Below are 14,559 nucleotides of genomic sequence, written 5' to 3' on the forward strand. Positions count from 1 at the left end.
TAACTTGCATAAAATCAATCTCCTCACTGTATAGTGTAATCCTTCAAAGTTAAAAGTTGGCAAAAAAATTACCTTCATTTTCGACTGTCGGGCATATAACGACTACTCTCAATGAAATACTCCAATCAGTTATTTTGAGAATACAAAAAAACAAGATCACTATGATTTATTCGGCCCATCCAGTTTTTATTCTTTCATCATGACAAATAAGATACCCCTTGAGGTTATTAGACAAAAGCCTTTCTTCGACCATTTCTAATTTAACTAAACTGCATTCGTTAGTGGAAGAACAAAGGCACAACTAGCTAAGAACTACTAGTTGTGCCTTTTTCCGGGCGAAACTTCCGATTGCCCCAGTTTATGAACCCGTCCCGTCCCTGTGGTGTTTCTCGTTACTACTTTCAGTATCAATATTCAACTGTAACTGAAGTAGCGGCCGGGGCACTGGTACCTGCATCATTTGATGCTGTAACAGAAATGGCATAAGTTTGACCTGGTTTAGGCTTACTTAACGTTGCATGTGTTTCTGTGATGGGCCTCAATCTATACGTACGGCCATTCACAGTAAACCAAACGGTAAATTTGACATTTTGAGTAACAGCATTATTGTTGTCCCATTTAATAACAATATTATTAGAGTCTTTATCAAAGTAAGCTTGCAAATTGGTTGGACTGTTTGGCACTTCTGTTTTTTCTTCAACTGTTATTGAAACAGATGCTGGATCACTTTTTATCTCTTCAGAAATGGCAACGATTGTAAGTGTATATGATTTTCCTTTCTCCGGGCTTTGAAGTACTGCTTGGCTTTCATTTGTAGATGTTAGTTTTGTTGTAATTCCATCCACTGTATAAGAAACATCAAAGGTTGTTTCTGAACTGGTTTCAGAAGCATAATTCCATGATAATTGAATGCTATCTGAAGCTTCATCATATTTCGCCTGAACATTGGTTGGTTTATCAATCTTAGGTGCTGGTGGCTTTTCTCCGCCTTGTACATAGTATTCCTTGCCCAATTTTCCAACACTGCTTGGTTGTATAAATCCTTCCGTGCTGGTAGCTGCTCGTGACATAATCTCTTTAAACGCTAATTTAGAGAAGTTCTCGCTTTTGCTTCCTAAATAGTCATCTGAAGAAGTAGTTTCTGTGTAGCCTGTCCAAACAGCACCTGTGTACTGCGGTGTATAACCTACGAACCATGCATCTCTTGTTGCATTATTAGGTAAACCGTATTTCTCTATTGCTGATTGATCGAAGCTGGTTGTTCCTGTTTTTCCAGCTATATCAAGACTACTAACATTTGCCATGGTTCCTGTACCTGAATCCACCACTGTTCGTAACATATCTGTGATGAGGAAGGCAGTAGAGTCTTCCATTACTTTCTTTTTACTTGAAGCTAAGTTCTTTTCCGTTCCATCGGGATAAATTATTTTGGAAACAGTAAATGGTTCTGCATAGTAACCTCCATTCCCAAAAGCTGCATACGCTCCAGCCATATTTAATGGAGATGCTGCATCAATGGCGCCTATTGCATTCGATTCATTTGCTTTTTGAGATTCTGTAATAGGAAAACCAAGGCTATTGGCAAAATCAGTGGCATAGTCTGCTCCTACTTCCTGATATGTTTTTAATGCAGGAATATTACGTGACCAGGCCAGATGATCTCTAATCGTTTTATCTCCTGCATAGGTATGACTTGCATTTCGAATAGGGGCTCCATTTGAGTATTGATACTTCTCATCTTTTATTATGTGTCCAGTTGACCATTTGAATTTTTCAATAGCTGGGCCGTAGTCAAGAATTGGTTTAATCGTAGAACCAGGATGACGTTTAATCCTTGTTGCATAGTTAAATTTGCCGGTTTGATAATTTCTTCCTCCGCCAATGGCTTTAATGGCTCCTGTCTGAGTCTCGGTAATGATAACAGCTGTTTGCAGCTTATCATTATCAGGAAAATTGATATAATCATTTGTTGAAAGAACATCTTCCGTAACTTGCTGGATATTTGGGTCAATGGTAGTATAAATTTCTAATCCATCTTCAAAAATATTCCCACCTGTTTTTTCTTGTACTTCTGAAATGGCAGTATCAACAAAGGCTTGATATTTATTTGATGCCGCTTTTTGAATATTTAATGTATCTTCAATTGGTGTACTTTGTGCTTTCTCCATTTCTGATTTGGAAATATATCCATGTCTATTCATATAATAAAGAACCATATTTCTTCGTTTTTCTGCTGCATCAAGATTATTTTCAACAGTAGGTGTATAGTTATTGGGACTTTGTGGAATCCCGGCAAGGAGTGCTGCTTGTTCCAGTGTTAATTTATTTAACTCATCGGGACCAAGCCCGAAGAACCTTTCGGCCGCTTTTGCGACGCCATATACATCATTGCCATATAAATTCTTGTTAAAATACATTTCTAGGATTTGATCCTTAGAGAACTTTTTTTCTAATTGAATGGCTAAATACCATTCCTGCACTTTTCTTGTAGGGGTTTTTTCAATTGATAAGAAAGAATTTTTCACAACTTGCTGTGTAATCGTACTGCCGCCTTGAGAAGAACCAGTCGTAATATTTGTCCAAACAGCAACAAGAGTACGTTTAACATCAATTCCATGATGCTGATAAAAACGGGCATCCTCTGTGGCCAAAACAGCATTTTTTAAGACATCAGGTATTTGCTTAGTATTAATTTCATTCCGTTTCTCTTTACCGATTTCGGCAATGACGGTTTTCCCATCACTAGCAATAAGTTTGGAAGATAAAGGATCCTTTAATAGCGTTTCGTCAAACTTAGGAGCGTCTTTAATGATCCAGTAAAAAGCGCCCACTCCAAACAAGAACAGTACAATGCCTAGTGTAAGACAAATGTATAAGAATTTTTTCCAAAATCCTCTTCTTGGCCTCTTATTCTCATCCTGTTTTGAAGAACTTTGTTGTTGTTCTTGTATGTTTTTTCTCCGGTCAGTCCGAGACCAATCATTTTCTGTCATGTTTCTTTCTCCTACCTTTCAAGACCATGGACAAGACTGTGGCCCGATTTGAACGAGGCGAACCGTTCCTGTGGTGTTTTTAAAATAAAAGTTGCTATCATCCAAGAACTTTCAATGGGTGAGAAAACCGTAAAAAATCAGCAGAAACCTTTCGATATATCTTCACTATTTTATACTAAGCACTTGAAGTTCTTCGAAAATGCAGGGTTAGTTTCCTTCAGAAAAGCGGAAAAGGTATAGGTATTATTATCTCCAGCTCTATCAAATCATAACAAATCGTAACATTTGCCTTAAAAGAAAGTTTTTTTATAGTGCATCAAATTCAATAAAATCGTCAATAAACCTATGCATGTATTGCTCATGATTTTAATAACTAAATCTAAAAAAGGAAATACTTTACCTTATTAACTTTTCATTCATGATTTCTTAATAAAACTCAAAATGACGTGTATTAGCACACGTCATTTTTGTTTGGACCTATTTTTTTGAACTGATATCAGCCATTTCCTTAGGTTAGTTGGTTAATCATTAGACAATTCTTCCGGCTTGTTTAATTGCTGCTGACGGTCATTTATACTACGGTTTGAAAAACTAGGGAGCGGGTTTTCTTCTTTCCGCACTCGTCTTTTATTTAGCCATTCCCGAATACGTCTGCGCAACCTTGACCTCTTTTTCACTATATATCTCCCCTATCACCTTCACATTTTCCTTGGGCAATCCACCGGATTAGCATTATTTGGGTCTCACTAGTAGTATATGGTTTCATTTTAACAGGTTAAGGGGAATTTTGTTAAATTTATTTGTATCTTCTAGTACGGTCTGCAAACTGCAAGCGGCTTGGTTTGACCGCCTTCGCATCCAACATACTTATTGGGATTATACTGCAAAAAAATGTTTCTTCCTGTTCCGTTGAATTTTCACTAAAAAGTAGTGGTTGTGACGAAAATCAAAGAAAAATAGAGGATGAAAAAGAATCAGTAATTTGTGTCCGTTTTCATGGGATTTCACAAATTTGTCACATTCGCTTATACTTTGTTTTGTTAACAACGGCCCCGACTTTCATGAGAGTTGAAAGTCAAAAAAAAATAACAAAATAAAGGGAGATGTGCTCAGTTTGAATGTAAACACAATTAAATATTCATGGTTTGGAAATATCAAGGGAGATATTCTTTCTGGGATAGTGGTTGCAATGGCTTTAATTCCGGAAGCAATTGCCTTTTCCATCATTGCTGGTGTCGACCCAATGGTTGGATTATATGCTTCGTTTTGTATTGCGGTTACCATTGCTTTTGTTGGTGGCAGACCTGGGATGATTTCAGCTGCTACGGGTGCAACAGCATTATTGATGACGACATTAGTGAAAGACCACGGGTTGCAATATTTACTGGCTGCCACAATATTAACTGGTGTCATCCAAATCATTATGGGAGCTTTAAAGTTAGGTCGTTTAATGAAATTTGTGCCTCGCTCGGTTATGACAGGCTTTGTCAATGCTCTTGCGATTTTAATTTTTATGGCTCAACTTGTTCAGTTCAAAGGTGCATCATGGCAAATGTATGCGATGGTTGCTGGGGCTTTAGCGATTATTTATATCCTGCCTCGATTTACGAAAGCTGTTCCATCGCCATTAGTAGCCATTATTGTTATTACAGCCATCGCAATTTTTACGGGCAGTGATGTTCGTACTGTTGGAGATATGGGTGAATTAGCGTCTAAATTACCTGCATTTTTAATTCCAGACATACCATTTAACTTTGAGACGTTGCAAATTATTTTTCCGTATTCCTTATCGATCGCTGCTGTTGGATTAGTGGAAACCCTTCTTACGGCTTCTATTGTTGATGACATGACCGATACAGAAAGTGATAAAAACAAAGAAGCGCGTGGCCAAGGGATTGCCAATATCGTATCTGGTTTGTTCGGCGGTATGGCTGGATGTGCGATGATTGGACAAACCGTTATTAATGTTAAGTCTGGCGGTAGAGGCCGTTTATCTACATTTGTTGCGGGTGCGTTTTTATTAACACTTATTGTTTCGCTGCAAGGCTTCCTCGTACAGATTCCAATGGCTGCATTAGTCGGTGTCATGTTTATGGTTTCAATCGGTACATTTGATTGGTCTAGCTTAAAAGCAATCAGAAAAATTCCGGTTACAGACACGATTGTTATGATTGTGACCGTTTTGACAGTTGTAAAAACCCATAACTTATCTTTAGGCGTATTGGTAGGAATTATTTTAAGTGCTATTTTCTTTGCCTCAAAAATTTCAAAAGTAAAAGTAACTAGTCTTTCTGCAAAAGGTTCTCATAAGAAGGTTTATCATGTTTCTGGTCAACTTTTCTTTGCTTCCGTAACAGACTTTGTCAGCAGTTTTGATTATAAAGAAGCTGTTAATGAGATTGATATTGATTTATCAAATGCTCACCTCTGGGATGACTCGGCGGTTGGAGCGATTGACAAAGTGGTCATTAAGTATCATCAAAACGGTGTCAAAGTTCATTTAAAAGGATTAAATACGGAAAGTATTAAACTTATTGATAAAATTGCCGTTCATAACAAGCCTGGTGGACTTGAGAAAGTTGCTGGTCATTAATGTTTAAGAGCACACTGATTCAGTGTGTTCTTTTTTATCCTCATAAAATTGTAAACTATTGAGTGGGTAGTTTTTGATTAACATAATATAATTATCGTTTGCTAATATATCTTGAAACATGGTCATTATATACCTTTCGGAAAATGAAAGATTACATATTTTCTGGTCCACATTTCACTGGAAACCATTATTTCCCCTTGCTCATTTTGAAAAACAAAGCCCGAACCTAGTTGTTCTTTAAAAAACCAGCCTTTATCTTCCATCAATCTTTTTAAATTTTCATACGCTCTCCCTTGTTTCATTTCTGATATATACCATTGGTAACTGTCTTCATCTGTGATTTTAACAATATTTCCATTGGATTTATTCACCTTGTTTATTACTTCCGATTTTGAAACTGAATCGATTGGAAGAGCAGGATAATAAACATCCTTCAGATAAATCATTAGGACTCCGAATAAAATTAATACAATCGTTCCTGTCCTAACCCATTTCCCCATGAGGAACACCTACCTTAATATCGAGAGATGACAACTGATTAGGCCTATTTTACAACAGATAGCAAGGTACTACCAATCATTTCCACAGGGAGATATACGAATTCGCTATTAAACTACCGGAAACACTGATCGGCGGATATTTTTTCGGAATTTCTACTTAGTTCGGACAATTCCTCTGCTTTTTTCACCGGTTTTGTCCGAAGAAACCCTTCTTACGGACAGTTCCCCTGCTTTTTTACCTGTTTTGTCCGAAGATCCACTTCGTTCGGACAGTTCCCCTGCTTTTTTTACCAGTTTTGTCCGAAGGGACCCCAGGTTCGGACGGTTTCTCTGTTTCTTTCACCAGTTTTGTCCGAAGATTCACTTCGTTCGGACAATTCCTCTTCTTTTTTCACCGGTTTTGTCCGAAGGGACCCCAGGTTCGGACGGTTTCTCTGTTTCTTTCACCAGTTTTGTCCGAAGGGACCCCAGGTTCGGACAGTTCCTCTGCTTTTTTCACCGGTTTTGTCCGAAGATCCACTTCGTTTGGATTAATGATAATTAAATTACTTCTATTTAACATGCAACAAGGATTAACTCATTATGGGTTAATCCTTGTTCCCAAAGTGTAGCAAGCGACCTCGAAAATCAATCCTATATCTCTTTCAGGCTATTATCAACTACTATTCTGCCACTTAATTGGATGGCTTTATATTATGGTTGTGTCGGAAAAGATTTTCTGGATCGTATTTTTCCTTAATCTCTACCAATCTTGCATAGTTTTCTTGAAATGCATTTGTTGTTGCCTGTTCATTTTCACCAATTGCATTGAGATAGGATGCCTTCTTATGGGAAAATGGCAGCAATCCACCGTAGACAGAATCGATCCATTGTTTACAAAGATCGTCATCCCCTGCCATAGCCATGCAATCAACCAACAGGACAAATTTCGCATCCCTAATAGCATAAGGTGTAGCCGTTGCAGGTACTCGGTTCATCTCTCCGCCAAGTGCCCATAGCTGTACCAAAATACTTGGAGCAGGTGCATTATCGATTTTATATAGAAGCTGGTCAATAATTACGTCCGTTAGTTGATCAAAGTGCAACGAGGTTCCATAAACACGAACGTGTTCAGGTACCATCGGGTCAAGCTTCTTTTGGTATTCTGCAAATGGCATTACACCTGTATGATCCATGATTGGTTCTGCCAATTCGCGCAGCGGCTTTAAAGTAGATTCACCCTCTGATACAACTCCAGCGTATATTCCTGTAAACATAATGACCTTTTTAAAATGTAAGAATTCTGGTAAAAACGGAGCAGGCGGCAATACGGTTGCCGTTAGATTAATAGAAACTGCCTCATCAGGAGCTTGTTCCAAGAATGCTTGCAGCTTTTGAATAATGCCTTTTGCATCTTTAAAATCGTACATGACGTCTAGGGCATATACTTCTGGTCCTACTTTATGTAAGTCAAATTCAAATTTTGTGACGACACCAAAATTGCCGCCACCTCCACGGATAGCCCAAAACAGGTCAGGATAGTTGTCTTCATTCACATCAATGGCTGCACCGTCTGCTGTTACCACTCTTGCACCAACGATATTATCACATGTTAAACCATACTTTCCTCTTAAATAACCAAGTCCGCCATTCAAAGCGAGACCAGCTACACCTGTTTCAGATACTGTGCCAGTCGGTACCGCTAATCCATATTTTTGCGTCTCAAGGTCGATATCCCCAAGTGTAGCGCCACCTTCTACGAGTGCCACTTGTCTAGATTCATCCACGGTTACGTTCCGCATTTGTGATAAATCAATCATCAAGCCTCCCTCACAAACCGCAAAGCCGCCAACATGATGCCCGCCACCGCGAATGGAGATGGATAGATGATTTTCCTTTGCGAACTGAACTCCTGCAACCACGTCTTCCTCTGTTTCACAAACGACAATGGCCGCCGGCTTTTTATCTAATGCCGTATTCCAAACTTTTCTTGTTTCTTCATAGCGTTCATTTCCCGGCAGCAGTAATCGACTACCAATCTGATTTTCAAGTATATTAAACACATTAACACGCTCCTTATATTAGATATAATGACCCAGTACTAATATACCATTTTCCGCCAATAGAAGTGTGACTTTTTTGAATCTTCACTGAATCCATTTACTAATTAATTGGAGCAAGGTGTATAAGATATTAAAAGCATTTAAGTCTAAAATAAACACAAAATGCCAGGCTTCCCCACTTTTTCTTGAGGATCTCTGGCACTTGTTTTGTTTAATTTATTCTTTTTTCCATTTCAGTTCACCTATTGTTAATTTATTCCATTTCAAAATCGAGTTTCTTTTTCTGTAGTTGCAAAAGAGCTAGTACATCTTCCGTTTGGGTCTCAATCCTTTTTACCGTTGCATATACCATTTCGAGTTTATCATCAATTGCGGTAAGTTTAATTTCCGTACTATGCAGTCTATTATCCATTGCATTAAGCTTACTTTCCGTTCTTAGCTGTCTGCCATCCATAGCTTCAAGTTTTTCTTCCGTTCTTAGCTGTCTGCCATCCATAGCTTCAAGTTTTTCATGCATTCTTACTAACAATTCAACAATTTGCTTTAATTCAAGGTAATTCGGAAACAGTAAATCAATAGTTAGAAAAATGGGGCCAGTCCCCCAGTGCATCAAAGCGTTCAATGACCGAGAGACTGACCCCAAAATTATTATTGTATTTCCGCTCGAAACAGCACCGATTCCCTTCCTTGTCCCTTTAACAACACGCGATTCTCTGCTTCTACTAATTGTATTTGCTTGAAATAGCAGATTTCCTCACAGAGTTTGCAATCGACGCAATTTGCTGGATTGAGCTTAATCTGTGTGACGCCATTTTCTGTTTCTTGGATCAATGCATTGGTGGGACAGAGAATCGAACAGGCTCCGCACAAAGTGCAATCAGACAAGATCATTGGCAACCGAACATTCTTTACTGTTTGCAGGTCCTTATTTTTGATTAGTTGTTCCAACAGCAGGTTTCGCTTCACCTGATAGGGGTAGGTGGATTCTTTAAAAACCCTTTCCATTACACCATTGGCTGCCTCCTTCCATTCTTTTCGAATGAGCGAAGCCGAATCGTTCTTGAGCTTTGCCTGGTATGGTTTGATTTCTCCGCTTCCAAGAGCCTCTTTCACTGCAAGCTTATGAACGGCCTTCCATTCTCTCCATACTGAATAAAATAGGGAGCGCTTCCCTTGATCCAGCTCTTCCATTTCCGTTGACTTCCTTACGGCAAAAGCCATGTCAAGCCGCTTTCCGCTCATTCCTTCGGCGGCAGCCAATTCTCTTTCCCATACCGCTTCTCCCTGTTTGATTTCACAGCCCTCGCAGCCCCCGTCTGGAAGGTGAATCGATAGATTGTCACATTCCTCAAGAAAGGTTAACCAGGCTTCTCGTGGTATGCTGCCAAGGCACGGCACAGCCACCGCAACTACCCCTTCCTCTTTAATGGGATTTCTTTGGCAATGCAAATAAACGTGTTCGCTATTTTTGCATGTGTGCAAAACTTCTTCGACCAAATGCTGGAGAGAAGGCCGGTTTGAGGAAAGTGCGCTGGTTGGACAAACGGTTGTACATAATCCACATTCTAAACAGGAATCACTAATCTCTATCGAATCTTTCTTAAAAGTGATGCAGTTTGTTGGACAATAAACAACACACTCCCGGCATGTACTTTTTGGCGATATCAACCGTGTACAAAGATTTGGTTCAATCACGAGTGCGTTAGTTTTTTTCTCAATCGCCTTTACCCAAGTCATTAAATTCATTCCAAACCAGCCTCCTCTCTAGCTTATAAAACTATCTAAAAAATGAGGCATGAGAACCGTCCCCATGCATCACTTACCTACAAATGAACGGCTGTTTCGTAAAATTGAAAGCGGGCCAAGAATTCGCTGATTAATAGGAGCATGAACACCACGGAGTAGGTGACGCCCGTGTGCTTTTGTTTGCCGATTGCGGTGATCGCAAGAATGGCAAATGCGATGACAAAAGTGAACAGCCGGAGCCAAAAGATCAAATGACCCGTTGTCAATCGCAGGCTCTCAGCCGCTTGCGGCAGGCCTCCTTGAAGCCCTGAGAAATAGAGCAGCATCACGATCGCTGCCGTAACGAAGCCAAATAGAACAAAAGTAGTGATCTTCACCGACAACTCCCCACGAATGATTAAAAACACCCCTACAAATAATGGTCCTAAAAGAATCGAAGTTAAAAAGAACATCAGCATCGTCGTCATGCCATTCCAGGCGGGAATCGCTGGAATCATATAAATTTTAGCTGAAGAGAAGATCGCGATTCCGCCAAAGGTTGCCGCGAGAGCGCCAGTAATACCGCGCCAGACCGCTGCATCTTTCAACCAAAACCAACTGTACAGTACACTTAGACCAACAAACGCGCCGTAAAAGGTGACCTCGCGGCTGAGCCAGGAAACCTTGATATTTAAAATAGCCCGGTAAGCTGCAAATGGATGACCTAAATGAAACAGCGAGACAATGACAGCGATCCCGCCAATGACGACAAGCGAAAGCGAGATGAGCAATCCCGTTTTCTGTTGGATGGAGCTTTTCCGGTCCATCCACCAAAGCGTCACAACCCCGCCGACGGCTAGCTGTGATAATACTGTAAAGATGACGAGTGGCAGTTCATGCATTACGATGACCTCCTTGTTTGTTTGCCCGGCTTTGGCAAAATAAACTGTGTCGTTGGATGGGTAATCGAAGGATCGGCAAATGTCGGGACGATACTAACTCCATTTGCGGGCTGGACCTCATTATAATCGACGATTTGAATCGCCTCCAACGGACATTTCTCCACACAGATTGGCTGTTGGCCGACATCTAAACGCTCATAACACATGCTGCATTTGTCCATCTTCTTTTTGACTGGATTATACACGGGCACTTTATATGGACAGGCCTTGCCGCACATTTGGCAGCCAATGCACAATTCCTGATTATGGACGACAATGCCGTCCTCTCGCTTCGTATAGGCACCAACCGGGCAGGCCTTTTTGCAAGCCGGATCCTCGCAGTGGTTACATGCGGTTGATACAAATGCCCGGACAGGCGAACCGACAAGGTCCTCCGGCAATTCCGTTACCCGGCGCCGCCGCATCTCCGGTTCGAGCTGATAAAAACTTTTACACGATATTTCACACGCGTGACAGCCGATGCACCGCTCAATATTTACTAAAAACCCCAGCTTTTTCGCCATGGTTGCTCCTCCTTACGCTTTTTCAATGTTGACAAAGTTATCGTGAAAGGCAATGCCGCGCTGCCCTTTTAGGTGTTCCCCCATATCTTCCGCCAACGCTTTTACGGTAAAATTCTCGGTATAATTGACGCCCTTCCACCAGCCCTCATACATCACAACGGTATCCGGCGGCACCATCTTGGTGATTTTGGCTGGCAATGTCATATAACCAGTTTCATTGATGATTTTCAAAATACCATCGTTCTGGATTCCCTTTTTCCTGGCCAGCTCTGGATGGATCTCGAGGAATGGATGATCTTGAATGGCCATCAGCCAATCTTGATGCTGAAATTGGCTGTGGATGCCAAATTTCCAGTGCGGCGACATACAGCGAATCGGATATTCCTTCGGTGTTTGATACGGTTCTGTAAATACAGGCAGCGGGTGATGGCCGTATTCAACCGCTTGTTTTGAATAAAATTCATATTTGCCTGAGGGTGTTCTAAACTCTAAGTCCTCCCAAGCAACTGTAATCCGTTCATTTGCTTTTACCGTGCCGCCTTTTTTCCTGAGGTCTTCCCAGCTCTCGATGTTAAACAACTCTTTTATTTCATCATTTAACTCTTTTTCGACCCAATCCTGCGGGTCGCCTGAGGTTGGAAATGTACAAGAACCGGGACTCAGCTGGTTTAATTTTTTCGATAGACCCATGGCGATTTCTAAGTCGCTCTTTGCTTCATAGAGTGGTTTAATCGCTTGTTCGTTAACATTCATCCAATAGTGCCAGTAGCTAACATTGATTCCGACCGACTCAAACGGGGTTGTGACAGGCAAAACAATGTCGGAATATTCAACGGTTTGCGTCATATATAAATCGGCTGTCACGACCAAATCCATTTGATCAAACGCTTTTTTGACAACGGTCGGTTCCGGATCTTGCGCTAACGGGTTACGGCAGGCAATCCACATCATCTTAATCGGCGGTTCATCGGCTGCTAACACCTGGGCTCCGAAATTGTTCATATTCACATAACGATCCTCGTTGCCACCGCTTCCTTCTGGTGCTTCAAAGCCCATCGTATAGTAATTGAAGCCCCATGTTTCTTCGCCAATATAGTTGACACCGCCGCCTCGTTTGCCGATGTTTCCAGTAATCGCGGCAAGGGCATCGATGGCCCGGACCATGGCACCGCCGTTTACGTGGCGCTGCATCCCGAAACCAATCCAAATGTTGGCTGGTTTGGCTGTCGCGTATTCACGTGCCAAGCGTTCAATGACCGGCTGTGGAACGCCGGTTTTTTCCGCCGCCCATTCAACGGTAATATTCTTGTTTACATAACTGAAAAATTCTGAGAAACCAATTGAATTTGCGGTCACCCAATCTCTGTCATACAATTGATGATCGAAAATATAGCGGATCATGCCCAGTGCCAGCGCCCCATCTGTACTTGCTTTCACCTGGACGTACTCATCGGCTTTGGAGGCTGTTTGGGTAATCAGCGGGTCTATTACGACTAGCTTTGTCCCGCGCTCCTTCGCCTGCTCAATAAAATACATCGAGTGTGCCGAGGTCCAGGCAGGGTTAGCTCCCCAAAGGATGATATAGTTTGCGTCGAGAAATTGCTCCGGATCGTTATTATAGGGAGCGCCCATATCGAATCCTTGGGCATCCGAACCGGCTGGATCACATGGCGTTCCCTGAGCACGGGTTGTATAGCCGATACTTGACAGCATGCCTTCTGTTGCATAGTTTAGAATATTAAAGTTGCCTGAATATTTATTTAGACAGATTGGCAATGTGCTGCCGTATTCCTTTTTAATTTCCAAAATCTTTTTGGCAATGATCGTGTACGCTTCATCCCAGCTAATCCGTTCCCAGTTCCCGCTTCCCCGGCCCTTTTGCCGCATTGGATATTTAATCCGGTCAGGTGAGTAGACCACGCGGGGATACGTATTTCCCTTTACACAAAGGCGTCCTTTTGTATAGTTATTTTTTTCATTTCCGGTGATAAAGGTAATTCTGCCGTCCTCCACCGTAGTTAAAATAGAACATGTATCATAGCAATTGCGCGGACAGGCATTATAGAATTGTTCCACTTTTCCGTTTGCTTTCGCAGCTGCTTTCTGAACGAGCCCGTTTGGCGCTTGACTTCCGGCGGTCCCCAGTCCCAAAAGGGCCGTTAAGGAAGCTGAACCTTTTATGAAATTTCGGCGTGTAATCGATTCTGTTAACATAAGACGGCCTCCTCTTCTTCTATTGATAATTTTTCCTGCTGCAAAAATCCTTTTAATAAATAGGCAAACGCCAAAGTAATCGGATTTCGGCTATGCTCCTCAATTCTGCTACAGTGAGCCTCATACCATTTCAAAAGATGGTTTTTCAAAAACAGCCTCAAGATATCCTGCTTTTCCTCGAATCGGATTACATGTAGTATAAATTCCAATTCTAAATGGAGATGATCATCAGGAATCTGCCCCTCCATGTCTACCTGCAGCCCTTCATGGTAATAAAAGTTACGTACTTTCAATGTCTCTGCCTGCATCACGGTTCCGTCGATATTTCGATAGCTAGACTCATAGGGAGACGCTAGTAATTTGTTAGGTCCGACAAACAGCCGGTTATAATCATATTCGAAGGTTTCGAGTGTTTGATCGTTGATGCCAGCTAGCAGGTTTACCGCTTTTGTTCCCCATTCATTCTGAACTAGGCTTGGCTTGCTTGAAAGGAAGGCTGCAGCCGTTCCCCATTCGCCATGAGTTAATTTCAGCAAATCCCCTCGATAGTAATGCCAAAAAAGCTGGTACATTTCGAATCGATCATGCTGTTTGCCAATCAATGGTTCATTCATTGGATTCGCCCTCTTTTTTGGACAAGATTTCTTGTTGAAGCTTATTGAATTCCACTTTTTCTTCTTCAGTTAATTTCATTTCCTCTTTCACGATGGGATGCGGATTACCCAGATAATTTTCATTAGCGGAGGATTGAATTTTCATTTTTAGATCATCATTTGCCTTCTCGCTGCACCCGGTCAGTGAACCTGCGATCATGACAGTAAGGAGGAGAAATAGAAACTTTTTCATCATCGATTTAACTCCCTTCAGGATGTTGAATTCAGCATACCATGTTCAGGAGTGAGCAAATGTAGAAGTATCTACAAGCTTTCGAAGCCGCTGGTGTAAAAAGAATGAAGCCGACGCTTTTGTCACATCTTGCTCATATTTTCACAATATTTCCGACACATTTTTATAAAAAAAGAATTTA

13 protein-coding genes are annotated in these 14,559 nt (G+C 41.2%); 1 reads left to right on the top strand and 12 read right to left on the bottom strand.

Translation table 11 applies throughout. The features are described from left to right. Positions 1-407: 407 nt before the first annotated feature. Positions 408-2,993, bottom strand: coding sequence for a PBP1A family penicillin-binding protein (locus ACNQGS_RS18655; protein ID WP_491488647.1), 2,586 nt, complete (start codon positions 2,991-2,993; stop codon positions 408-410). Between the two features lie 521 nt (positions 2,994-3,514). Further along, entirely contained in the window at positions 3,515-3,670 is a 156-nt protein-coding gene (locus ACNQGS_RS18660) for a hypothetical protein (RefSeq protein WP_213119337.1), read from the bottom strand. A gap of 437 nt (positions 3,671-4,107) precedes the next feature. Between ACNQGS_RS18660 and ACNQGS_RS18665 the strand changes: the two genes are divergently transcribed. Next, positions 4,108-5,586: a SulP family inorganic anion transporter gene (locus ACNQGS_RS18665; RefSeq protein ID WP_491488648.1), complete on the top strand. Its 1,479-nt coding sequence runs from the start codon at positions 4,108-4,110 to the stop codon at positions 5,584-5,586. A 125-nt stretch (positions 5,587-5,711) separates the two neighbouring features. On the opposite strand, the gene ACNQGS_RS18670 is transcribed toward ACNQGS_RS18665, so the two are convergent. From ACNQGS_RS18670 to ACNQGS_RS18715, 10 genes are all read right to left on the bottom strand, one after another. After that, a complete protein-coding gene (locus ACNQGS_RS18670) occupies positions 5,712-6,086 on the bottom strand; it encodes a hypothetical protein (protein ID WP_491488649.1) in 375 nt (124 codons plus the stop codon). Positions 6,087-6,477: 391 nt separating this feature from the next. Beyond that, positions 6,478-6,648, bottom strand: a complete 171-nt coding sequence (locus ACNQGS_RS18675) for a hypothetical protein (RefSeq protein WP_491488650.1) — start codon at positions 6,646-6,648, stop codon at positions 6,478-6,480. Positions 6,649-6,760: 112 nt separating this feature from the next. Further along, positions 6,761-8,128, bottom strand: coding sequence for an FAD-binding oxidoreductase (locus tag ACNQGS_RS18680; RefSeq protein ID WP_491488651.1), 1,368 nt, complete (start codon positions 8,126-8,128; stop codon positions 6,761-6,763). A 253-nt stretch (positions 8,129-8,381) separates the two neighbouring features. Beyond that, positions 8,382-8,750, bottom strand: a complete 369-nt coding sequence (locus ACNQGS_RS18685; protein ID WP_491488652.1) for a hypothetical protein — start codon at positions 8,748-8,750, stop codon at positions 8,382-8,384. A gap of 26 nt (positions 8,751-8,776) precedes the next feature. Beyond that, complete coding sequence (locus tag ACNQGS_RS18690) at positions 8,777-9,874, bottom strand: 4Fe-4S dicluster domain-containing protein (RefSeq protein WP_491488653.1); 1,098 nt, start codon at positions 9,872-9,874, stop codon at positions 8,777-8,779. 77 nt (positions 9,875-9,951) lie between these two features. Continuing rightward, positions 9,952-10,755, bottom strand: a complete 804-nt coding sequence (locus ACNQGS_RS18695) for a dimethyl sulfoxide reductase anchor subunit family protein (RefSeq protein WP_491488654.1) — start codon at positions 10,753-10,755, stop codon at positions 9,952-9,954. After that, entirely contained in the window at positions 10,755-11,318 is a 564-nt protein-coding gene (locus ACNQGS_RS18700; RefSeq protein ID WP_491488655.1) for a 4Fe-4S dicluster domain-containing protein, read from the bottom strand. The genes ACNQGS_RS18695 and ACNQGS_RS18700 overlap by 1 nt, the downstream gene beginning before the upstream one ends. A 12-nt stretch (positions 11,319-11,330) precedes the next feature. Further along, a complete protein-coding gene (locus tag ACNQGS_RS18705; protein WP_491488656.1) occupies positions 11,331-13,532 on the bottom strand; it encodes a molybdopterin-dependent oxidoreductase in 2,202 nt (733 codons plus the stop codon). After that, complete coding sequence (locus tag ACNQGS_RS18710) at positions 13,526-14,146, bottom strand: TorD/DmsD family molecular chaperone (RefSeq protein WP_491488657.1); 621 nt, start codon at positions 14,144-14,146, stop codon at positions 13,526-13,528. Before ACNQGS_RS18710 ends, ACNQGS_RS18705 begins: the two co-directional genes overlap by 7 nt. Beyond that, positions 14,139-14,381: a lipoprotein gene (locus ACNQGS_RS18715; protein WP_491488658.1), complete on the bottom strand. Its 243-nt coding sequence runs from the start codon at positions 14,379-14,381 to the stop codon at positions 14,139-14,141. Before ACNQGS_RS18715 ends, ACNQGS_RS18710 begins: the two co-directional genes overlap by 8 nt. Positions 14,382-14,559: the final 178 nt, after the last annotated feature.

It is taken from the genome of Neobacillus sp. PVCKKU3 (assembly GCF_058323225.1).

What these genes read in the sequence shown, in the direction of transcription:
- ACNQGS_RS18705 (WP_491488656.1), bottom strand. Translation starts at nt 13,532, where the DNA reads ATGTTAACAGAATCGATTACACGCCGAAATTTCATAAAAGGTTCAGCT.
- ACNQGS_RS18675 (WP_491488650.1), bottom strand. Translation starts at nt 6,648, where the DNA reads ATGTTAAATAGAAGTAATTTAATTATCATTAATCCAAACGAAGTGGAT.
- ACNQGS_RS18655 (WP_491488647.1), bottom strand. Translation starts at nt 2,993, where the DNA reads ATGACAGAAAATGATTGGTCTCGGACTGACCGGAGAAAAAACATACAA.
- ACNQGS_RS18715 (WP_491488658.1), bottom strand. Translation starts at nt 14,381, where the DNA reads ATGATGAAAAAGTTTCTATTTCTCCTCCTTACTGTCATGATCGCAGGT.
- ACNQGS_RS18700 (WP_491488655.1), bottom strand. Translation starts at nt 11,318, where the DNA reads ATGGCGAAAAAGCTGGGGTTTTTAGTAAATATTGAGCGGTGCATCGGC.
- ACNQGS_RS18710 (WP_491488657.1), bottom strand. Translation starts at nt 14,146, where the DNA reads ATGAATGAACCATTGATTGGCAAACAGCATGATCGATTCGAAATGTAC.
- ACNQGS_RS18695 (WP_491488654.1), bottom strand. Translation starts at nt 10,755, where the DNA reads ATGCATGAACTGCCACTCGTCATCTTTACAGTATTATCACAGCTAGCC.
- ACNQGS_RS18690 (WP_491488653.1), bottom strand. Translation starts at nt 9,874, where the DNA reads ATGAATTTAATGACTTGGGTAAAGGCGATTGAGAAAAAAACTAACGCA.
- ACNQGS_RS18670 (WP_491488649.1), bottom strand. Translation starts at nt 6,086, where the DNA reads ATGGGGAAATGGGTTAGGACAGGAACGATTGTATTAATTTTATTCGGA.